Origin of the sequence: Streptomyces sp. NPDC019937 (assembly GCF_040631655.1) — a bacterium.
In the GTDB taxonomy this organism is placed as follows: Bacteria; Actinomycetota; Actinomycetes; order Streptomycetales; family Streptomycetaceae; genus Streptomyces.
Map to the genome: position 1 here is coordinate 1 of NZ_JBEYAL010000016.1, position 20,174 is coordinate 20,174.

Consider the following 20,174-nt stretch of genomic DNA (forward strand, 5'->3'; position numbering starts at 1 on the left):
CTGACCAGCCCAGACACACCCCAGACCCAGAACACCACCACCGACACTCACCACCACCGACACCAAACCAAGAGATCGCACGTCACGGTGGGCCGACCGCTGCCGGGCAACCGGCACGACAGCCGGGCCTGGGCCGAGTCCGGCGCCAAGGCCGCCGTCGGCAACACCACCACGATCGCCGACGGCGGCTACCCGGGCACCGGCCTGGTGATGCCGCACCGCCGCCGCCCGGGCGAGGAGCTGCCCGACTGGAAGCAGGCCCACAACAAATCGCACAAGCAAGTCCGCGCCCGCGTCGAGCACTGCTTCGCCCGCATGAAGCCGTGGAAGATCCTCCGCGACTGCCGCCTGCGCGGCGACGGCGTCCATCACGCCATGCCCGGCATCGCCCGCCTACACAACCTTGCTCCCACGGGATAGCTCCTGCCGCATGCGGGTCCTGAGAGGTCCACGGGAGACGACTCCCCACCTCGCAGTCTTGGAGGAGATTCAGGCGAGGCAGAACTCGTTGCCCTCGATGTCCTGCATCGTGATGCACGACTCGTTGACGCCATCGGCGCGCTGCGTCAGCACGTGTTTCGCGCCGAGAGCCATCAGCCGTGCGCATTCGGCCTCGAGTGTGGCCAGGCGCTCGTCACCCACGAGCCCGGCGCCGGCCCGCACACAGAGATGCACCCGGTTCTTGACGACCTTGCCTTCGGGAACTCGCTGGAAGAGCAGGCGTGGACCCACACCGGAGGGATCAGTGCACGCGAAGTAGATCTCGTCCTCAGGCGGCAGCGAGCGGTGGTATTCCTCCCACGTGGCAGAGCCCTCCGGGACCGTCGGTACAACGTATCCCAGCACCTCGCACCAGAAAGCGGCGAGGCGCGCAGGTTCCGCGCAGTCGAAGGTCACTTGGAACTGTTTGATCGTTGACATCGGCGCATGATAACAGGGGTCCTGCTCATCTCCCTGGGGTCGTAGGTCCGCACGTTGTCGGGAGGAGGGCCCCTGCTGTCCGCTGCTGTGTCGTGCGGTCCCAGGAGTGAACCGAGGCCGGTGCCTCCCAAAAAAAGGGGGGATCTGGGATGCGATCCCGGCCGGCCACTCTCGTGCTGCCAAAGATCAGTTACGGGACAACCCTAAGACCGGCGCCTTCCACGGCTTCACCGGGGTGGCCCCTCATGCCGCCATCTCCAAGACGAAGGAACCGCAAGGCCGCAATGGCTACGCGGACTCCTCGCCAACCAGGGCGTGTTGTGAAAGAACTGGTGAGAGCCACTTGTTGATAACTGCGGCCAGCGCGGTCGCGGGGTAGCGGGGTAGCGGAATCGGCACAACCCGAAACATCGCTGCCACTGGACTCAGGTGTCGAGGAGTTCCGGCACGAAGATGTCCTCGCACGTCAGCCGGCGCTTCGACAGACCCTGCTCATGGTGGTAGCGCAAGAAGGTGTCGATGGCCTTGCGGTTCGCGCCGACCCCGTAGGGCCACCAGTCGTCGCCGAGCAGCCGGCGGTTCTCCTCGAACAGCACGCTGAACCACGGCGTGATGACGCTCATATGCTGCTTCACAGCACCGACCAGGTACTTCCGCTCGGCGAGTTCCTTGGCTTCCGTGAAGGCGTCGTAGACGGCCCGTGCGAGGCCCGGCCGCTGTGCCAGTTCCCTGCGGATCGCGACGATGTGCATCGGGGGGAAGATTCCGGTGCGGCGGTAGTAGTCGCGCTCGACGGCCTCGTAGTCGGGGAACAGGCGGGCGACCTTCGGTGAGCCATCCAGCACCGCCTGTGGCACGTCGATGGAGATCAGTGCGTCGATCTCGCCGGATTCGAGCATGGCGCCCAGGGTCTGGCCGTCCTGCGCGTGGCGCACGTCGACGCCGTCCGGGACGGGTTGCGGGATCCAGTCGCAGGCGGGGATGGGGTGGTTGGTGCCTCCGATGACCCAGCGGCACTGGTCGGGGGTCACGCCGTACTCGTCGGCCAGGATGCCCTTCGGCCAGACCCCGGCGTCGTGGCCGTAGAGCGCGAACTCGCCGACGGTCCGGCCGACGAGGTCCTGGGGCTTCTCGACGCCGCTGGCGGTGTTCACGAAGATCGCCGAGTGGCGGAAGTTGCGGTTGGGCAGGATCGGCAGCGCCAGGAACGGCGCATCATCGAGGTCGAAGGTGCGCAGGAAGTAGGTGAGACCGAGCTCGGCAAGATCGTAGTGCCCCTCAACGGTGCGACGGAAGATGTCCGATACGAGGGGTGCCGTCTCGAACTCCGCCTCCACCCCGCCGACCACGACCCGGCCGTCGAACAGTGCCTCGGTGTGTTCGTAGGCGTAGACGCCGATGCTCAGCTTCGCAGTCATCAGTGGATCCCTCCTCTGGGAGTTCACGGGAAGCCCGCTTCCGTAAATGATTGTTCACTTTTATAGTGAACCCGGGACAGACGAGCCGTCAAGGTGAATGTTCATTCACGATGAAAGGGGTCACCATGCCGCGCATCACAGCCGAGCGCCGCGAAGCCAAGCGCGCCGAGATCGTCGCGGCGGCCCGCCGCTGCTTCTCCCGCGACGGGTTCCACCAGAGCACGATGCCGGACATCGCGGCGGAGGCAGGCGTCTCGGCCGGCGCGCCCTACCGCTACTTCACGAGCAAGGAGGAGATCATCCTCGCTATCGCGGGCGACGCGTTCCGGCTGATCTTCGAACCGGTTGAGCGCCTGGCCAACAGCACGGACGCCCCGACCGTCGCGGAACTGGTGGCCGCCGCGCTCGACACGATCAGCGGCGAGACAGTGCAGGACGCGGCGGGGCACACCGTCGCAGTCGACGAGCTACTGCGCTGCGTCGTGCAGACGTGGTCGGAGGTGCTGCGCAACGACCAGCTGCGTGGCCCGGCCGCGGAGGGCTTCGAGAAGGTCCGAGCCAGTATCGCCGACGCGCTGCGCCGCGGCCGGGCCGCAGACGCCGTTCCCCCCACCGTGGACCCGGACCGCGGAGCCCGCGTGGTGATGGGGCTGCTGCACGGGTTCCTGCTCCAGCGCGTGACCTTCGGACTCACGGACACGGCCGGCTTCGCAGACGACCTGCGTGCCGGGCTGATCTTGTGATGAGCGACGACTGCGCCACGCCGGCGATCGGCTCAAGCAACGCGACATGGGCATCGAGGCCAGACCCCGACACATCGTGTACACCTCGGGTGTCGACTGCCGGATCATTCCTCCAGACCATTGCTGCCTGATGGAGCGGCTCACGCGGCAGGCACTCGGCGGAACGGCAGATGCGTGAGCGAGGACGAGCAGGCGTTGTCCGCCGTTGGCTGGTGCACATCACGGCGGCCGGTGCCAAGGTGGTGGAGACGCGGCGAAAGGAGCGCTTGACGGCCTGTCCACCCTGCCCGTCCGCCCGCCTCGACAGGGGTCAGCGGCGATCGATCGCGTCCGCCGCGCTCCCGGCGCTGCGAGAAGGGGCTGCGCCCGGTCCCCCATCGCGACGGCGAGTCACCTGCGCCGCTGCGCCCTTCATGGTAAGGAACCTCCCTATGAACACCCCTCGGCCCTTTCCTCTGGAACCCGACCCGATCCACGTCCCCGACGAAGTCCTCGACGATCTGCGGGCCCGGCTCGCACTGACCCGGCCACCGGTGGACGAGGCCAACGAGGACTGGTCCTACGGCGTCCCGCGTACGTATCTCGACGAGTTGGTCGCCTACTGGCGGGACCAGTTCGACTGGCGCAAGGCCGAGGCCGCGATCAACGCGTACGAGCACTACCGGGTCACCGTGGCCGGAGTCCCGCTGCACTTCATGCGCAAGCCGGGTGTCGGCCCCGCGCCCGTCCCGCTCATCCTCACCCACGGGTGGCCGTGGACCTTCTGGCACTGGTCCAAGGTCATGGACCCGCTCGCCGACCCCGCCGCCTTCGGTGGCGACCCCGCCGACGCCTTCGACGTCCTCGTGCCCTCGTTGCCCGGGTTCGGTTTCCCCGGCCCGCTCACCGGCTTCCCCGACGTCAACTTCTGGAAGGTCTCCGACCTCTGGCACACCCTGATGACCGAGACTCTCGGGTACGAGAAGTACGCGGCCGGCGGCTGCGACATCGGCGGGATCGTCTCCAGCCAGCTCGGCCACAAATATCCGGACGAGCTCTACGGCATCCACATCGGCTCCGGGCTCCCGCTCGACTTCTTCACCGGCCCCCGCGCCTGGGACTTCGCCCGGAACCGCCCCCTCACCGATGACCAGCCCCCGGAGGTCCGCAGCCGCATCATCGAGTTCGATCACCGCTCAGCCGTCCACCTCGCCGTCCACATGCTCGACGGCGCCACGCTCGCCCACGGCCTCAGCGACTCACCCGCCGGGCTCCTCGCCTGGCTCCTGGAACGCTGGAACTCCTGGAGCGAGACCGGCGGCGACGTCGAGTCCGTCTTCACCAAGGACGACCTGCTCACCCACGCCACGATCTACTGGGCGAACAACTCCATCGCCACGTCGATGCGCTATTACGCCAACGCCAACCGCTACCCCTGGGCCCCGGCCCACGACCGCACCCCCGTCGTCCAGGCGCCCGTCGGGCTCACCTTTGTCGGCCATGAGAACCCGCCGGGCATCCACACCGCCGCCGAACGCGTCCAGGCATTCATCAACGGTCCCCAGGCCGCCTGGTTCAACCACGTCAACGTCAACGCCCATGACCACGGCGGTCACTTCATCCCCTGGGAGAATCCGGACGCCTGGGTCACCGACCTCCGCACCACCTTCCGGGGCCGCCGCCCCTGACCTTTCGACCGCAGACACGGTACTCACTCCCCCACACAGGCAGTTCGACTCACATCACCTCACACCCTTCTGTCCACGCCAAAATCCCGACGGCTCCCTGACGGACAGCTGCTTCCGGGTCCCCGGCGAGCTGCCCGCAGATTGCCGAGATATCAGGCACACCGCCCGGTCCGGCGAGCGCGTCATGCAGCCCGGTCTGCATCCAGTCGGCATGGTTGTCGTCGGCCTCGGCAACCGCCAGGGCGATGAGCCTCACGGCGGCCACCGTCCCCACCCGGGCCAGCGCCTCAGCCGTCTTCCGGGTCACCGACGTGTCCGCGGTGTCCAACAGAAGCCCCACCAACGCTTCCGCGGCCTCAGGAACCTCAGCGAAGGAGGCAAGGTCACGCCCGGCACGGCCCCGTTGCCACCACGAAGGAGACGAAGCCTCAGCCAAGGCTGTCTGCAACCCATTCATCGTCTTTGCCACAACCAGACGGTCTCATGCTTTCCGGCCACCGTCTTCCCACCGCCCGAGACCCCTGCCCTGACTGTCATCGTCACGGAACGGCAGAAGGACTTCAAGCCTCGTACCTCGCGGCCGGGCTCGGTGCGGCTGGCGGCGGAGCGCAGACTCGAGGAGATACGCGATGGCCTCGGTGATTGGACCGTCGCCGAAATCAGGGACGCCGGGGCTCGGGTGGGATACGTCGCCGTGGTCGTGGCCGACGACAACGGCATGCTCGCTGGCCGCATCGGCGACCTCCGGGTCGGGTCGACGCGTCCTGCGTTGGCCGGGGACATGAGCAGGCCGCCCGCGCCTGGAGGGGCTTCACCCGGCCGGGCCAAGTTGATCCGGGCCGTGGCGGACTTTGCGGTGGCAGGTGGGCCCCTCTGGGGGCGATTCGGCGGCGGGCCATCGGCTCCGAAGCCATGGCGGCATTGATGTGCTCCTGCTGCGGCGTGGCCAGCTCGCTTCCCAGCGGGTCCTGGCGGGTCGGCAGGGGTGGTGTGCCGGCCCGCCGGGGAGCTTGCGTCCGTGGGAGCGACGGTGGCTCGCCGACGCGATCACCGAGACGTACGGACCTCACCCAAGGATCAAGCGCCTGCTGGCGTAAGCCCAAGGTCTGGGAAGGTCGGGCGGTGCGGGGCGGCGGATCACCGGTGCAGTCCACACCGGCGCCGTCCGCGCGGACGGCCTGCGGGGTGGGTTATGAGTGGCTACTGGCCACGTCCGGCTCGGACGCGACGTGATCTCGTCGGGGAAGCAGGAGCGGGGTGGTCAGGATGAGCAGTCCCGCGACTGTGAGAGCGGTGCGTGGGGTGGTTGCGTCGGCGAGCAGTCCGGCGAGCGCGGTGAGGATGGCGATGGACGCCTGCTGGCCGATCGACCAGGCCGACAGGGTGCGGGCGACCAGATGGTTGGGGGTGTGCTCGAGCCGGTAGGTGGCGAGTACCGGGGTGTACAGACTCATGTTGATGATGATCGCCAGCTCGACGGCTATCACGGTGACGAAGCCGATGACGCCGGGGTGGACGAAGGCCAGGCCGATCAGCCAGATGGCGCGCAGGGTGCCGACGGTCCGGAAGACCCTGTACTGGCCGTAGCGTGCCACGACACGGCGGGCCAGCCGGGAGCCGATCAGTCCGCCGACGCAGGGGGCGGCGAAGGCGAGACCGTACTGCCAGGGTGGGAAACCGAGCTGGCGGAGCAGGAGCACGGCCAGCAGCGGCTCGGTGGCCATGATCAGACCGGCGACGAGCATGTTGTTCAGGTAGAGCGCCCGCAAGCCGGGGTGGCCCAGGATGTGTCGCCAGCCGTCAAGCAATGCGCCTGCGCGGATCAGACTTTGGGTGGCTGTTCGCGGCGCGTCTTCTCGGCCCCGAATCGCGGTGATGCCCAGCGCGGAGAACAGGTAGCTGAGCGCGTCGGCCACCACGGTGGTAACCGGACCGAACAGGCCGATCGCCGCTCCGCCCAGCGGTGGTCCGACCGCGATGGAGCTCCAGTTCGTGGACTCGAATCGCGCGTTGGCCACGAGGAGGTCATCCGGCCGGACGAGGGCCTTGAGGTAGGCACCGCTGGCCGCGCTGAAGGCGATCTTGGCTGCGGCGACCACGGTCGAGGTCACGAGCAGCTGGACGAAACCGAGCCATCCGAAGGCGTAGGCGACCGGGATCGTCGCCATGACCGCGAACCGGGTCAGGTCCATCGCGATCATGACCGGGCGCTTGCGCCGGCATTCCACCCACGGCGCGAGTGGCACCGCGATCAGCGCGCCCACCGCAGGACCCACCGCGGACAGCGCGGACACCTCAGCGGGGCCGGCATGCAACGCCAGCACGGCGATCAGAGGAAGCGCCCCGAACCCCAGTCCGGACCCATAGGCGCTTACCGCGTATGCCGCCCACAACCAGCCGAACTGCCGGCCCAACCGTCTCCTGCCCACCATGCTCAGCGCCCCCTGATGGCCACCCGCACAAACCGACGTTGACCTGTGAGAGCTAAGCGAGTCACCCAGTGGCAGGTCAAACAACTGTCCCGCCGACCGGCCACAACCATCCGTTGTTCACTAAGGTGAATCGGCGTGGACCTCGAAGCAGTACGTACCTTCGTCGCCGTCGCGGAAGCGGGCCAGTTCCAGAAAGCCGCCGCCGACCGGTCGATCACGCAGCAGGCTGTCTCCAAGCGCATCGCCGCGCTGGAGCGCCATCTCGGCGCGAGGCTGTTCACCCGCACGCCGCGGGGCGCCGAGCTCACCATCGACGGGCAGGCGTTCCTGCCCCACGCGCGCGAGCTACTGCGCGTCGCCGAGCGCGCGGTCACATCCGTGCACACCGGCCGCCGCCCGCTGCGCGTCGACATCATCGCCTCGCGCGGCGCGCCGTCGGGCATGATGCGCGGCTTCCATCGCGCGTACCCCGAGATCGAGCTCGACGTGGTGTGGCTGTTCGACGTCGAGACGGCCGTCGCCGCCATCCGGTCCGGTGAGATCGATGCGTCCTTCCGCGCCGTCGCCGCGCCCGGCCGGCCCCTTCCCGAGGACATCGAGTCCGTCCGGGTGCTCGACGAGCCGCTCCGGCTCGTCACCGGCCCGGCCCACGCTCTGGCGAATGCCCGGTCGGTGCCCCTCGCCCAGCTCACCGGGCACCGGATCTGGATGCCCGGCATCGTCCCCGGGACCGAGTGGGCCGCCTACTACGACGACCTCGTCGCCGAGTTCGACCTCACCATCGAGGCGACCGGCCCCAACTTCGGCTCCGACGCGCTCCTCGACACCGTCGCCGACACCCCGGCCCTGGCCACCTTCATGAGCGAGCAGACCCGCCTCGTCTGGCCCGCCGGCCACGGCCTGCGCCGCATCCCGGTCACCGACCCCACTCCCGTCTACCCGCACTCGCTCCTGTGGCACCGCGACAACCCCCACCCGGCCCTGGCCACCCTGCGCGCCCACCTCACCGCCGCGGCGGCCGGGCACGACGCCGCCGGGACCTGGGTGCCGGGCTGGGTGATTCCGCGCTGAACGCCTCCGCGCCTTCGGCCATCTTCGTGCAGGTCCCGGCCCGCCACCGGGCGGCGGTCACGTACGGGTTCGACCGGAGATGCAGCGCGAGGTCCACATCGGTGACCGGTGCAGGCCTCCCGGACACCGCCAGGTCAGTGGCCTGCGGCAGTCTCGGACAACGCCTGACAACGCCCGGACAGCCGAATCCCTTGCTCCGCCGGCCGCCCCACCCCACGCTCGAACCACCGAAAAGGGGATGAAAGCGATGCGAATCCGCCGCGGCCACGTGCGACGTGGTCATACGGACGGACGCCGGATCCGGTGCAGCAAGCCGGCCGCGGTGGCCATCACGGTGAGGGTGAAGGGAAAGCCGAACCTCCAGTCCAGTTCCGGCTTGTGGGCGAAGTTCATGCCGTAGATACCGGCGATGAGGGTCGGGCCGGCAAGGATCGCGGCCCAGGCGGAGATGCGGCGGATGTCGTCGTTCTGCCAGGTCCCGACGCGTGCGAGGTGGGCGTCGAGGGCGGAGTTGAGCAGCTCATCCAGCGAGCGCACCTCGCTGTCGGTGCGGTGCAGGTGATCAGCGACGTCAGCGAAGTACGGCAGCGAGCCGTCCTCGACGTACCACAGCGTTTTCAGCGCGACGGCGAGCACGTCCCCGTACCGCTCGCGTTTGGGCCGCTGATGTGCCTGGACGGGGTCCTCCACCGTCAGCGGATGCAGCCCCCCACGGGCCTGCCAGCTCTTCCAGGTCGCCGGGACGCGGCTGGTCCAGGTGCACCCAGCAGAAATCCTGCTCGCCGGCTTCGTTCAGACGGTCCAGCACTTCGGCCCGGCAGTCTCCGGCCCGCAGTCCACCTGCTCCAGCTCGTCCGCCGACTCACGGTAAACGACACACCTCATCATTCCCGGTTGCACCACCGCGCCCCGTGCACTCCTCTCCTCCAGGGACCGAGCAGCCTCGGGCGTAACGTCTGCACACATTGGTCACCTTGCCTTCACCTCATCGGGCTTTCCGTCGGCCCAGGCGGGTTACCCGAAGAGTAGGAGCGGTCTTCCAGAGGAGTCGTCGTGGTCTTCATCGCCGTCCTGCTTCCGCCCGGAATGATGTGCCTGGCACTGGCCATGGGTCGCTATGAGGAGTGGTTGCTCAAGCAACCGGCACCCGTACGGCCGACGAGCCATGTTCATAGGCGTCATCTGTCCCTCGTTCCTCGCTCCGGTCCCACCGACCGGGCGGTCGAGAACGAGGCGGGGCGCGAGCCGGGGCGGCGGAGCGCTGACGCGGCCTGATGGGCCGGGCGCCACTCCGAGCCGGCCGCGGTCAGGTCTTGTCCATGCGGCGCAGATCCTGGTCATCCCACTTCCGGGTGTCGCGCGGTTCGACGTAGGGCTCGGCGTACGGCGGGTGGCCGCCGGCGATCGCGCGCTGACGTGCTGTCTCCGCGTCGAACTCCAAGCCCAGCAAAATCGCCAGGTTGCTGATCCACAGCCAGACCAGGAACACGATGACACCCGCCATCGTGCCGTAGGTCTTGTTGTAGGACGCGAAGTTGGCGACGTAGAACGTAAACCCGCCGGAGACGACCATCCAGATCACCAGAGCCAGAAGGCTGCCGGGCGTAATCCACTTGAACGTCTTCACCTTGGCGTTCGGAGCGGCCCAGTAGAGGATCGCGATCATGATCGTGACCAGGATGACCAGGACGGGCCACTTGGCGATGGACCACACCGACAGTGCGGTGTCCCCGATCCCCAGGGCCGCCCCGGCCTGGCGGGCCAGGCCGCCGGTGAAGACGACCATCAGCGCGCTGGCCACGGCCAGCAACATGAGCACGACGGTCACCCCGACCCGCACGGGGAGGATCTTCCATACCGGGCGCCCCTCGGGCATGTCGTAGACGGCGTTGGACGCGCGGATGAACGCCGCCACGTACCCGGACGCCGACCAGACCGCCAGCACCAGGCCGATGATGGCCATGACGGAGCCGGTGCCGGCGTTGCCCTGCAGTTGCTCCACCGTCCGGGTGATGATGTCGCGCGCCGAGCCGGGGGCGAGTTTTCTGAGGTTGTTCAGCACCTCGTCCGTAGCGGACTTGCCGGCGATGCCCAGCAGGGAGACCAGCACCAACAGCGCCGGGAACAGCGACAGCACCCCGTAGTGGGTCAGCGCGGCGGCCCGGTCGGTGAGCTCGTCGTCCTTGAATTCCCTCAGGCTGCCCCTGAACACCGCGACCCAGGACCGTTTCGGCAGATCGGCCGGAGTGTCCGGCGCGCGCCGTTCCACCTGCTCGTCGGGGCCGCAGGAGTGCCCCGGGTGTGCCGGTGACCCAGGGGCGGCAGTCCCCGGATCCGCCTCCGCGGTCTGGTCCGAACGCAGCTGGTGACTTTCGTGTCCCGGTTCTGGTAGCCCCACCATGGGTGCGAGGTACCCCCTTGGCGGCGGGCCACGCGCCGTGGCCGCCGGTGCGTGCGGCTCTTTCGCGGTGTGCTCTGAACTCGTTCGCCGTGGGTACCCGTGAACCCGCTCTGAAGTGGAAGGGCACCGTCAACGCAGCGTCGCCACAGGAAAGGATGGAACGGAACGTGAAGGCATCGAAGGTGGCCTACAAGCCAGTCGGACTGGCGCTGGGATTCGTGAGCGGCATGATCGCCAGCAGGCTGTTCAGGCAGGCGTGGAAGGTGCTCGGCAACGAGCAGGACGCGCCCGACGCCACCGACGAAGAACGGACCTGGGGCGAGGTACTGCTCGCCGCCACCCTCCAGGGCGCCGTCTTCTCCGCGGTCAAGGCGGCCGTCGACCGAGCCGGTGCCACCGTCACGCGCAGGCTGACCGGCACCTGGCCCGGCTGACCGCCTCAGCCCTGTGGCGGCGGGCCCTTTCCGGAGGCGAAGGCCCCGCCGCCAGATCTGCGAGCGGCCTCCCGTGGGGGGACGGGAGGCCGCTCGCGTGTACTTCACTTCCCGTGGCGCGTGTCACCGCACCCGGCCACTGTTGCTGCCCAGGGCTTTACGCGTGGGCGTGTCCACGCCGGTGTCCGCGTCCACGACCGGTGACCAGCCGGTACAGCGCGAGAAGAATGACGGACCCGACGATGGCCGCGATCCACGTGGACAGATCGAAGAAGCCGTCGATCGATTCGACTCCGAAGATCACCTTGCCGAGGAAGCCTCCGAGCAGGCCTCCGGCGATACCGATGAGCATGGTGATGATGATTCCGCCCGGATCCTTGCCGGGCATGAGCGCCTTGGCGATGGCCCCGGCGAGCAGACCGATAACTATCCACGCGATGATGCCCATGGTGAAGTATCTCCTTACTTCCGGTTCCTTCCGGCTCGCGAGACGTGTTTCCAACGAACACATCGCCAAACCGCCGTCAGGCGCCTCGGCATACCGTCCACGCCCACCCGTGCGGGGACGTACGCAACCCGCCGGACCGGCCGTCCACGCGCCCATCGACCACGGTGTGGCACGGTGTCGGTTCCGGCTCACGCGTCGGGGGTTTGAGTCGCGTGGTGAAGGCCGCCGCGGCGTCTCCCGGGAGACGCCGCGGCCCGCTCCGGTTCGGTGGGCAGCAGCCCCCGACCGGCCACTCCCCCGCGGAGAGCCTGCCCATGAGGTCGTCCGCAATGGCCACGTACAATGACGCGCGCACGAAAACGTCCCCAGCCGATTCGGTATGGTCCCGGAACAGAAGACCAGATCACCGGGCATCCCGGATCACGGTGGTGCCGCCCATGGCGCTCCCGGGACGCGACCGCTCTACGACGAACCCTCCGGTGCGCCGATGTGGGCGTCCCGTTTGGCCTCCGAGCGGTCCACGACGGCGGCGGCCAGCGCGTTCCCGACGACGTTCACCGCGGTACGCGCCATGTCGACGATGAAGTCGACGCCGACCAGGAGTGCGACTCCCTCGGGCGGGATGCCCATCGTCTTGCCCGCGGCGAGGAGCACCACGATGGAGGCCGAGTGACGCCCGCCATCCCCTTGGACAGGACCACCAGGACACCGACCATGAGCAGCAGGGACGGTATCGAGGTGTCCGCACCGTAGGCGTGGGCGAGATACACCAGGGCGGTGGCCTGGTAGAGCACGGAGCCGTCGGAGTTGAAGGAGTAGCCGAGGGGGACCACGAACGAGGACGTCGAGCGGCTGATGCCGAAGGCTTCGAGCTTGCCCATCAGCGGGGCCAGCACCGCTTCGGAGCTGCGCGTGACGAAGGCGAGCCCGACGAGTCCGCCGATCTGCTTGAGCAGGTCCACGTACCGGATGCGGTAGATCAGCGCGATGACCGGGAAGACCACGCCGAGGACGATGGCCAGGCCTGCGTAGACCACGGCGATGAAGCCGACCAGGCTCTTGAGGTTGCCGAATCCGTAGTGCGCCACGTCGTAGCTGATGAAGCCGAGGACGCCCAGGGGAGCGACGCGGATGACGTAGCCGACGACCTTGAACATGGCCGAGGAGACGGACTCCAGGACCGATGCGAAGGGTGCGGACTTCTCGCCGACGGCGGCCATCCCGACGCCGAGGAAGAGGGCGAAGACGATCGCGGCGAGCAGGTTGCCCTCGGTGAACGCGGCGATGGCTTCGTTCACTTCAAGCAGCAGCGTTTGTCTACCGGTTTGGTCAGCAGTTAGCGATCTTGAGGCTCGTTGTTGTTCACGAGAAATGACGTCAGTGAGACCAGGCGGCCCCGTGTAGGGGCATTGATCCCTACGGCACTCGGGGTGTCACCACTGGCAAGATCAGTGACATGAAAGTACTTGTGATCGGGGCGACCGGAACGGTCGGCACAGCTGTCGCCAGCGCGTTAGAGGCCTCTCATCAGGTTGTGAAGGCTTCGCGTAGAGGCCCGGTGAAGGTGGATCTGGAAGATCCTTCCTCTCTGGATACGCTCTTCGAGGAGTTGCCGGACCTCGACGCGGTGGTGTGTTGTGCCTCCAGTGGCCCGTTGGTGGATTTGGCGTCAGTGGCGGACGACGAGATCGTTGCAGGAGTGCAAGGCAAGCTCTTGGGACAGGTCGCCCTGGCCCGACGAGCCGTGCGTCATCTCCGGGATGGCGGTTCCGTCACGCTGACCGGAGGCACCTTCTCCGCTCCGCTGGCCGGTGGATCGCTGGGGGCTCTCATCAACTCTGACTTGGAGGGGTTCGTCCGCAATGCGGCTGCCGAGTTGCCGCGGAGCCTGCGCATCAACCTCGTCAGCCCGGGTTGGATCAAGGAGACCCTGCAAAGCATGGGGGCGGACTCGGCTGACGTTACTCCTGTCTCCGAGGTAGCCGGTGCGTATGTGGAGACCGTGGAGGGCACCGCGCAGGGGCAAACCATACGTCCGTAGTTATCAGAGGGCGGTACGTGACGTGATGTCCGTTTCGGTGCCGCCAGATCGTGTGACTGTGGAACCTTGGGTCACTTGAGGATCTCCAGCATCCGGTTCCCGAGGACCGCGGCCGAGGCCGGGTTCTGTCCGGTCACCAGGTTTCGGTCCTCGACCATGTAGGGCTCCCAGACCGGACCACGACTGAACTTGACCCCGACCTTCGCCTTCACGTCGGTCTCCAGCAGCCATGGTGCCTTGGCTGCCAGTCCGACGCCATCCTCCTCCTCGTCGGTGAAGCAGGTGATGTTGTGGCTCTTGAACGGCGATTCACCGTGGATCCTGGTGGCCAGCATCGCGGCGGGACCGTGACAGACGATGAACAGCGGGTTGCCCGAGGCCAACTGCTGGGTCAGCAGCCGCCCCACGTCGGCGTCCCACGCCAGGTCTGCCATCGGACCGTGACCGCCCGGCAGGTAGACCGCGTCGTAGTCCTCCAGGCGCACGTCTGACAGCTGCAGCGGTCGACGCATCACCTCCGCGGAACGGATGACGGCCTCCAGCTCCAGGGCGCTGTCGTTTCCGCCGACCATCTCGGGACGCAGGCTCATCATGTCGACGGTCGGAGTCACACCGTTCGGCGTCGCGACGACGACGTCGTGACCGGCGTCCGTGAGGATCTTGTACGGGTTCGCGAATTCCTCGGCCCAGTAGCCGGTCGCGTGTCGCGTGCCGTCCTTCAACACCCAGTAGGTGGCTCCGCTGACGATGAAGAGCACCTTTGCCATGGCAGAAATCCCCTTTCGGGCGCATGCCAGGAGTGGTTTCGGCGGGATGCCCCACGCAACCGACTCGCCCCGCCGGTGATCTCTCCCTCCCCACCACAACCACGCTAGGCAGCTGCGCCGACCGCACGCAACCCGAGGCTCCGTCGGCGGACTCGGACTCGTCTCGCGCCGTCGGCGGTGGTGCCCTCGACCACGGACGCATCCGGTCACACGTCCAGGACCACGTCGGTCGGCTCGGCCGGCCGGGCCGCGGCCGGGGGCGTCGAACAGCAGATGAGCGCGCTTCCTCCAGCGGGGGTCCCGGGACTGCGGGGCGTACTCGACGTGGCCGCAGGTAGAGCAGCGCGTCGATCTCCGCGACGGTCATCTCCTCAGACCCGAGGAGACTTCACGATCTTGTCCCCGGCCCGCACCCGCCCTTCGGTCAGCACCCGCATGGAGAGGGCCCGGGTGCCGATGGGACAGCAGCAGGGCGGCCATCTGTGGCTCGCCGAGCCGCAACCCCACGCGGTAGCACGTCAACCGGGGTTGGTTGACTTCGACGACCGCACCGCCGATCTGGTGGCGGTCACCGATGCACACCTCGTCGTCGGCGAGTCGGTCCACGGTGAGGTTCTCGCCGAACTGGCCGTACGTGAAGTCGTTCCGTTCCAGGGAGTGCTGCCAATGGCGGTAGGAGCTCAACTGGTGGACCAGCACGGCACGCTACTCGTCGGCGTGCCCGGCAAGGTCACCTTGGCCGTCGCCGTCCAGGTCGAGCCGGCGCGCCATCACGGGCCCGGCGACGGGGTGCTTCCAGATGCCGCTGCGGGTGGTCCTGCCGTGCCAGGGGACGCCCCTCGGCGTGCCGACGTTCACGGCGATCAGAGCGGCCATGACCTGTGCTCCTCCCACGCTCGGCAGGGCGGTGCGTCCAGCGTCGTGCGGTCGGCCGCCGGCCGTACCCGATGAGCTCCACGCGGGCGCCGGGGCTCGGCCGGACGTAGGGTGAGAGCCGGTGGGCGCAGTCGTCGTGCGCGGCCCGCCGTGAGCCGGAGACTTCCAGCGTGAGCACCTCAGCTTGGACATGCCGATGAGCTCGGAGAAGAAGGTGGCAATCGTCACCGGTGCGTCACAAGGCATCGGTGCGGCCCTCGCTGACGCGTACCGCGGGCGTGGGTACGCCGTCGTCGCGACCGCGCGGTCCATCCCCTCGTCGCACGATGCGGACGTGCTCGCCGTGCCCGGCGACCTGAGCCGGCCCGGTACCGGTGCACAGATCGTCGAGCGGGCGCTGGATCGCTTCGGGCGGATCGACACGCTGGTGAACAACGCCGGCGTCTACATGGAGAAACCGTTCACCGACTACACCGACGCCGACTACGACCTGGTGACTGGCGTCAACCTGCGCGGCTTCTTCGACGTCACGCGCAGCGCCATCCCTGCGATGCTCGCCGGCGGCGATGGCGGGCACGTCCTGTGCGTGTCGACGTCGCTGGTCGACCGCGCCAACGCACGCATACCCGCGGCGCTCACCTCGCTGACCAAAGGCGGCCTGGCCGCAGCGACGAAGGAACTGGCCATCGAATACGCGGCGCGCCGGATCCGCGCCAACGCCGTCTCACTCGGCGTCATCCGCACTCCGCTGCACCCGGACGACCCGGGCGGCACGCTCGCCGCGCTGCACCCGCTCGGGCGGATGGGCGAGATCGAGGACGTCGTCGAGGCGGTCATGTACCTCGAACAGGCCTCGTTCGTCACCGGCGAGATCCTGCACGTCGACGGCGGCCAGAGCGCCGGCTTCTGAAAGAACCGGGATCGGGAGTGATCGACCCATGCGCACGCGCAAGCAGCTGACTCCGCTCGGCGCCGTTGGTGCGGGTCTGGCGGCGGGAGTGATCGGCACCGTCTGCATGGACACCGTGCGGTTCCTGCGCCAGCGACGAGCCGGCGGCGAACACAACGCCCTGCATTGGGAGTTCGCCCCGGTTCGCAGCTGGCAGGAGGCGCCGGATCCCGGCCAGGTCGCCAAGCGCCTGGCCGAGGCCTTCACCCAGAGCGAGCTGCCGGACGGCGCGGCGTTCCCCGTCAGCACGTTCATGCACTGGGCCTTCGGAGTAGGCAACGCTGCCTTCTACGGCATTGTCAGCGCCTCGCTGCGCAAGCCCCACGTCCTCTACGGGCTCCCGTACGGCGCGCTCGTGTGGCTCAGCGGATACGTGGTACTTCCGATCGCGGGACTCTACAAACCCATCTGGACCTACGATGCGAAGACGCTGGGTGATGATCTGACCGCCCACCTCGCCTACGGCGTCGGCACGAGCAGCGCTTTCTGGTTGCTGAGCAGGGCTTCCGTGTTCTCGCGGCAACTGTAGTCCGCGATCCGCGGTGACGGCGTGCCGATCGTCACCGCCGAGATGACTTACCGATACGGCCCGGACTGGACCGGACCTCGGTGCCCGAATACCGCTCGCCCGGTACAACCTTGCCGCCGGACCGACCTTCCTCGTCCGCGAGGGACCGGCCGCCCGCAGCCACGACGGGTGCGCGAGGTCCGCCAGCCGTTACCCACCTTCTGAAGGCGCCTCACAACGCGATCCTGGCCGAGCGGCCCCGGCCAGTGCCAGCGTTCGGTGACTTGCGGCGACACCCGCGCATCTGCCGGAAGGGTGATGCCGTGAATTATTGGCTTCTTCGAGGGAATGCTGGAGCAACGCTGAATCCCGCTCATGTCAACGCCGCCTGCAGGCCTCGCGGTCAACGGGCTATGAGACCGACCTGCGGAGGTACCAGATGGCCGAGCTCCCCCCACCGCCAGAAGGAATTGTGCTGGCCCACTTCATCGTCTCGGACGATGTCGAGCGCTCTCGGCGCTTCTACACCGAAGTACTCGGCGGCCGGGTGGCCTACTCCGGCCCCGGAGGGCTGACCTATGTCGCCCTGGCCAACAGCTGGATCATCATCAATGTCGGCGGCGGCCCGACCGACGACAAGCCGTCGGTCACCCTGGCCACGCCACGCGATCCCGACCGGGTCAGCAGCTTCCTCAATATCCGGGTCAAGGACGTCCACGCCTTGTACGCGGAGTGGAGCGCCCGGGGCGCCCAGTTTCTGACACCGCCGAAACAGCACGAGTACGAGATCCGCTGCTACATCCGCGATCCCGACGGCCACCTGATCGAAGTAGGGCAGACTACCGACCCCGAGGGAGACTGGTCGCCCGCTCACTGGCCGTCAAGTACGCGCGCTGGCGATTCGGAGTGAATGCCGGGGTCCCGGCCACACTCGGCGAGTCCCACCTGCCCGCGAATCGCGGGAGATGGAAGCCCGATCTGGGCCGAGAAGAGGATCGGAATTTCAGAGAACAAGCTGTCGCAAGGTAATGCTATGCATGCAGAGGGTCATGTCTACTTCGATCCGGTCGTCAGTGGGATGACACAAGCCAGTGGGGGTGTCAGATGGTCGAGCTCCCGCCGCCCATCGATGGGGTTCTGCTGGGACACTTCATCGTCTCGGACGATGTAGAGCGCTCCCGGCGGACAGAGACCCAAATCCAGCACAGCGGTGAGCTGCGTGATCTGCTCGGCCTGCGCGGCGATCTCCCGCTCGCGCTCCTCCAGTCGTGCCAGCACCGCACCCAGGGTCAGTTCCCCACCGGTCATCCGCCGCGCCAGGATAGGGTCGCGCTGCCCGTCAGCCGACGGGTCATCACGTCGCTTATCGCCCAGTACACCCGGGATTCGGCCGAGGACGGGCGGTGCTCGTAGTCGCGCACCAGCCGCCGGTGCAGCATCAAGATCCCGTTCGTCTGCTCCACGCGCCACCGGATCGGCTGCGGGACGAACCCGGCATCGGCAGGGTTGCGCTCGACAACCTCGACCTCGATGCCCACCTGCCTGCCGTGGTCCACGACGGTCTTCTTGAATCCCTGGTCCACCAGGGCCTTCGTCACGGTGCCGGCGGCACTGGCGGCGACCTTGTCGAGCAGGGCGGTGCCGAAGGCGTTGTCGTGGACGGAGGCAGCCAGCACCACCACGGCGATCACCAGACCCAGCACGTCCACAGCAAGTCCCCGCTTGCGACCGGGCACCTTCTTCGCCGCATCCCGCCCCGTCGTCTCCGCGGGCACCCCGGCCGCGGCGTGCAGGCTCTGCGTGTCCAACACCACCAGGCTGGGGTCGGCTAATCGGCCCCTCTTCTCGCGGACCTGCCAGCGCAGCAGGTCGTGAATGACCTGGTCGGTGCCGTCGTCACGCCATGTGTAGAAGTAGTACTTCACCGCTCCGGCGGGCGGTAGGTCGTGCGGGAGGTAGTCCCACTGGCAGCCGGTCCGAGACTGGTAAAGCAGCGCGTTGACGATCTCCCTCATCGCGTATCGGCCCTGGTGTCCGCTGACGGAGAGGTGCTGGGCCTTCCACGAGGTGATCACCGGCTCGACCAGCGCCCAGCGTTCGTCGGATAGGTCGCTCTTGTAGGGCTTGCGGTCACTCACGCACCCACCTCAACATGCCAGCCGCCCCGTGACCGGCGGGAGTGCAACAAGGCCACACTTTCCGGGACGACAGAACGGACATAATCTCTCATTCCGCCCTCTCAGTTCCTGATCAGGCCGGCGTGGCCACCCGGCTACCGCCCCTGCCGGAGGCCGATTGCCGGGAAGAGGGACCGCGGGCGGCGGACAGGATCCGGGCCGCCCGCTTTCGTCCGATTGACGCGGACGGTTCGGTGGGGGTCAGGCGCGGGGTGCCAGGACGCCCGGCAGGGCCGCGCTGCCCGGCAGCGGTGTGGCCGCCGGGCGGCCCGCGAGTACTTCGAGGATGTTGTCGACGGCGAGATCGACCATGGCGGCCCTGGTGGCGTCGGTGGCCGAGCCGATGTGCGGAAGCGTCACGACATGCGGCTCGGAGGCCAGGGGCGACAGGTCGGCGCCCATGGGTTCGCGTTCGTAGACATCCAGGCCCGCCGAGTGGATGACTCCCCCGCGCACGGCGTGGAGCAGGGCGTCCTCGTCGATGACACCGCCCCGGGAGGTGCTGACCAAGGTCGCGGTGGACTTCATGGCCGCCAGCTCCGCGGCGCCGATGAGGTGGCGGGTCTGCGGTGTCAGCGGGACGTGCAGCGAGACCACGTCGGCCTCGGCGAGCAGGGTGGCCAGATCCACGGCCGTGGAGGGCGGGTCCTGGGTGTCATCGGGCGCGAAGGGGTCATGGTGCAGCACGCGCATGCCGAAGCCCTGGGCGCGGCGTGCCACCGCGCGCCCGATCTGGCCGAAGCCGACCAGTCCGAGGGTGGCGCCGTGGATGTCCAGGCCCAGGTAGTCGTCCATGCGGAACAGGCCCCACTGTCCGGCGGCGAGTGAGTCGCGGGCGGCGCCGAGCCGCCTGCGGGCCATGAGGATGAGGGCGAAGGTGAGATCGGCGGTGGTCTCGGCGAGGACACCGGGGGTGTGGGTGACCACGACTCCGCGCTCGGCCGCCGCGTCCCGGTCGACGGCGTCGAATCCCATGCTGGCCAGCCCGACGACCTTCAGCGACGGTCCGGCGGCGTCGAGGAGGGCGGCGTCCACCCGGTCGTTGCCCAGGCAGAGGATGCCGCTGGCGCCGGCGGCGAGGGCGTGCAGCTCGGCCGGCTCGGGCTTGCCCTCGCCGTCCCAGCGCACCAGCTCCGACTGGGCCGCCAGCCGGTCCAGGCCGCCACCGGGCAGGGCGGGCCGGGTGGTGAGCACTCGCTGCGTCATACGCCACTCCTCGATTTTTCCACTGAATGGAAATACTATCTATTCAACGGAAAGCATCGTCAGGAGCGGAGCAGGGCGATGTCAACCACTGGATGAAAATCGATTCCGCCAAGTG

22 protein-coding genes and 2 pseudogenes are annotated in these 20,174 nt (G+C 68.2%); 10 read left to right on the forward strand and 14 right to left on the reverse strand.

Annotation, left to right across the window (positions count from 1 at the left end; translation table 11 throughout):
- Window positions 1-420 (forward strand): transposase family protein (locus ABZ562_RS17750; protein WP_361479883.1); only part of this gene is annotated, 420 nt, incomplete at its 5' end.
- Window positions 421-489: 69 nt separating this feature from the next.
- On the opposite strand, the gene ABZ562_RS17755 is transcribed toward ABZ562_RS17750, so the two are convergent.
- Together ABZ562_RS17755 and ABZ562_RS17760 are read right to left on the reverse strand one after the other, a co-directional pair.
- On the reverse strand, window positions 490-921 hold the full coding sequence (locus tag ABZ562_RS17755; RefSeq protein ID WP_361479886.1) for a VOC family protein: 432 nt from the start codon (window positions 919-921) through the stop codon (window positions 490-492).
- A 425-nt stretch (window positions 922-1,346) separates the two neighbouring features.
- Window positions 1,347-2,339 (reverse strand): 4,5-dihydroxyphthalate decarboxylase, encoded by a 993-nt coding sequence (locus ABZ562_RS17760; protein ID WP_361479889.1) that lies wholly within the window; start codon window positions 2,337-2,339, stop codon window positions 1,347-1,349.
- A gap of 125 nt (window positions 2,340-2,464) precedes the next feature.
- On the opposite strand from ABZ562_RS17760, the gene ABZ562_RS17765 reads away from it, so the two are divergent.
- Both ABZ562_RS17765 and ABZ562_RS17770 read left to right on the forward strand, forming a co-directional pair.
- A complete protein-coding gene (locus tag ABZ562_RS17765; protein WP_361479892.1) occupies window positions 2,465-3,082 on the forward strand; it encodes a helix-turn-helix domain-containing protein in 618 nt (205 codons plus the stop codon).
- Window positions 3,083-3,513: 431 nt separating this feature from the next.
- Complete coding sequence (locus ABZ562_RS17770; protein ID WP_361479895.1) at window positions 3,514-4,749, forward strand: epoxide hydrolase; 1,236 nt, start codon at window positions 3,514-3,516, stop codon at window positions 4,747-4,749.
- Between the two features lie 49 nt (window positions 4,750-4,798).
- Here ABZ562_RS17770 and ABZ562_RS17775 read toward each other — a convergent pair whose 3' ends face one another.
- Complete coding sequence (locus ABZ562_RS17775; protein WP_361479898.1) at window positions 4,799-5,218, reverse strand: hypothetical protein; 420 nt, start codon at window positions 5,216-5,218, stop codon at window positions 4,799-4,801.
- Window positions 5,219-5,669: 451 nt separating this feature from the next.
- Between ABZ562_RS17775 and ABZ562_RS17780 the strand changes: the two are divergent.
- Window positions 5,670-5,771, forward strand: a pseudogene (locus ABZ562_RS17780) (amino acid transporter); the annotation flags it as partial.
- 168 nt (window positions 5,772-5,939) lie between these two features.
- Here the strand turns inward: ABZ562_RS17780 and ABZ562_RS17785 are convergent.
- Window positions 5,940-7,181 (reverse strand): MFS transporter, encoded by a 1,242-nt coding sequence (locus ABZ562_RS17785; protein ID WP_361479901.1) that lies wholly within the window; start codon window positions 7,179-7,181, stop codon window positions 5,940-5,942.
- Window positions 7,182-7,316: 135 nt separating this feature from the next.
- Between ABZ562_RS17785 and ABZ562_RS17790 the strand changes: the two genes are divergently transcribed.
- Entirely contained in the window at window positions 7,317-8,252 is a 936-nt protein-coding gene (locus tag ABZ562_RS17790; protein ID WP_361479904.1) for a LysR family transcriptional regulator, read from the forward strand.
- A gap of 279 nt (window positions 8,253-8,531) precedes the next feature.
- On the opposite strand, the gene ABZ562_RS17795 is transcribed toward ABZ562_RS17790, so the two are convergent.
- Together ABZ562_RS17795 and ABZ562_RS17800 are read right to left on the reverse strand one after the other, a co-directional pair.
- The gene (locus ABZ562_RS17795; protein WP_361479907.1) at window positions 8,532-8,942 is read right to left on the reverse strand and encodes a CorA family divalent cation transporter; all 411 of its coding nucleotides are present in this window, start codon (window positions 8,940-8,942) and stop codon (window positions 8,532-8,534) included.
- 616 nt (window positions 8,943-9,558) lie between these two features.
- Entirely contained in the window at window positions 9,559-10,653 is a 1,095-nt protein-coding gene (locus ABZ562_RS17800) for a YihY/virulence factor BrkB family protein (protein WP_361479910.1), read from the reverse strand.
- 167 nt (window positions 10,654-10,820) lie between these two features.
- On the opposite strand from ABZ562_RS17800, the gene ABZ562_RS17805 reads away from it, so the two are divergent.
- The gene (locus tag ABZ562_RS17805; RefSeq protein WP_361479913.1) at window positions 10,821-11,087 is read left to right on the forward strand and encodes a DUF4235 domain-containing protein; all 267 of its coding nucleotides are present in this window, start codon (window positions 10,821-10,823) and stop codon (window positions 11,085-11,087) included.
- A gap of 157 nt (window positions 11,088-11,244) precedes the next feature.
- Here the strand turns inward: ABZ562_RS17805 and ABZ562_RS17810 are convergent, their stop codons facing one another.
- Both ABZ562_RS17810 and ABZ562_RS17815 read right to left on the reverse strand, forming a co-directional pair.
- Complete coding sequence (locus tag ABZ562_RS17810) at window positions 11,245-11,535, reverse strand: GlsB/YeaQ/YmgE family stress response membrane protein (protein ID WP_361479916.1); 291 nt, start codon at window positions 11,533-11,535, stop codon at window positions 11,245-11,247.
- A gap of 573 nt (window positions 11,536-12,108) precedes the next feature.
- Window positions 12,109-12,908 (reverse strand): annotated as a pseudogene (locus tag ABZ562_RS17815) (cation:dicarboxylase symporter family transporter); the annotation flags it as partial.
- A gap of 83 nt (window positions 12,909-12,991) precedes the next feature.
- Between ABZ562_RS17815 and ABZ562_RS17820 the strand changes: the two are divergent.
- Window positions 12,992-13,576, forward strand: a complete 585-nt coding sequence (locus ABZ562_RS17820; RefSeq protein ID WP_361479919.1) for a short chain dehydrogenase — start codon at window positions 12,992-12,994, stop codon at window positions 13,574-13,576.
- A gap of 71 nt (window positions 13,577-13,647) precedes the next feature.
- On the opposite strand, the gene ABZ562_RS17825 is transcribed toward ABZ562_RS17820, so the two are convergent.
- The 3 genes from ABZ562_RS17825 to ABZ562_RS17835 all read right to left on the reverse strand — a co-directional run bounded on the left by ABZ562_RS17825 (window position 13,648) and on the right by ABZ562_RS17835 (window position 15,219).
- Window positions 13,648-14,343 (reverse strand): type 1 glutamine amidotransferase domain-containing protein, encoded by a 696-nt coding sequence (locus tag ABZ562_RS17825; RefSeq protein ID WP_266300656.1) that lies wholly within the window; start codon window positions 14,341-14,343, stop codon window positions 13,648-13,650.
- A gap of 363 nt (window positions 14,344-14,706) precedes the next feature.
- Window positions 14,707-15,042, reverse strand: coding sequence for an MOSC domain-containing protein (locus tag ABZ562_RS17830; protein ID WP_361479923.1), 336 nt, complete (start codon window positions 15,040-15,042; stop codon window positions 14,707-14,709).
- A gap of 6 nt (window positions 15,043-15,048) precedes the next feature.
- Window positions 15,049-15,219: a hypothetical protein gene (locus ABZ562_RS17835; protein WP_361479926.1), complete on the reverse strand. Its 171-nt coding sequence runs from the start codon at window positions 15,217-15,219 to the stop codon at window positions 15,049-15,051.
- A gap of 196 nt (window positions 15,220-15,415) precedes the next feature.
- Here ABZ562_RS17835 and ABZ562_RS17840 point away from each other — a divergent pair, with 196 nt between their 5' ends.
- The 3 genes from ABZ562_RS17840 to ABZ562_RS17850 all read left to right on the forward strand — a co-directional run bounded on the left by ABZ562_RS17840 (window position 15,416) and on the right by ABZ562_RS17850 (window position 17,586).
- Window positions 15,416-16,129 carry an SDR family oxidoreductase gene (locus ABZ562_RS17840; protein ID WP_361480381.1) on the forward strand — a complete coding sequence of 238 codons (714 nt, stop codon included), beginning with the start codon at window positions 15,416-15,418 and terminating at the stop codon, window positions 16,127-16,129.
- A gap of 28 nt (window positions 16,130-16,157) precedes the next feature.
- Window positions 16,158-16,697, forward strand: a complete 540-nt coding sequence (locus ABZ562_RS17845) for a hypothetical protein (protein ID WP_361479929.1) — start codon at window positions 16,158-16,160, stop codon at window positions 16,695-16,697.
- 418 nt (window positions 16,698-17,115) lie between these two features.
- On the forward strand, window positions 17,116-17,586 hold the full coding sequence (locus tag ABZ562_RS17850; protein WP_359008639.1) for a VOC family protein: 471 nt from the start codon (window positions 17,116-17,118) through the stop codon (window positions 17,584-17,586).
- A gap of 143 nt (window positions 17,587-17,729) precedes the next feature.
- Here the strand turns inward: ABZ562_RS17850 and ABZ562_RS17855 are convergent, their stop codons facing one another.
- The 3 genes from ABZ562_RS17855 to ABZ562_RS17865 all read right to left on the reverse strand — a co-directional run bounded on the left by ABZ562_RS17855 (window position 17,730) and on the right by ABZ562_RS17865 (window position 20,059).
- Window positions 17,730-17,984, reverse strand: a complete 255-nt coding sequence (locus ABZ562_RS17855) for a hypothetical protein (protein WP_361479932.1) — start codon at window positions 17,982-17,984, stop codon at window positions 17,730-17,732.
- Entirely contained in the window at window positions 17,981-18,814 is an 834-nt protein-coding gene (locus ABZ562_RS17860) for an IS5 family transposase (protein WP_361479935.1), read from the reverse strand. The genes ABZ562_RS17855 and ABZ562_RS17860 overlap by 4 nt, the downstream gene beginning before the upstream one ends.
- A gap of 240 nt (window positions 18,815-19,054) precedes the next feature.
- Window positions 19,055-20,059, reverse strand: coding sequence for a D-glycerate dehydrogenase (locus ABZ562_RS17865; protein ID WP_361479938.1), 1,005 nt, complete (start codon window positions 20,057-20,059; stop codon window positions 19,055-19,057).
- Window positions 20,060-20,174 lie beyond the last annotated feature (115 nt).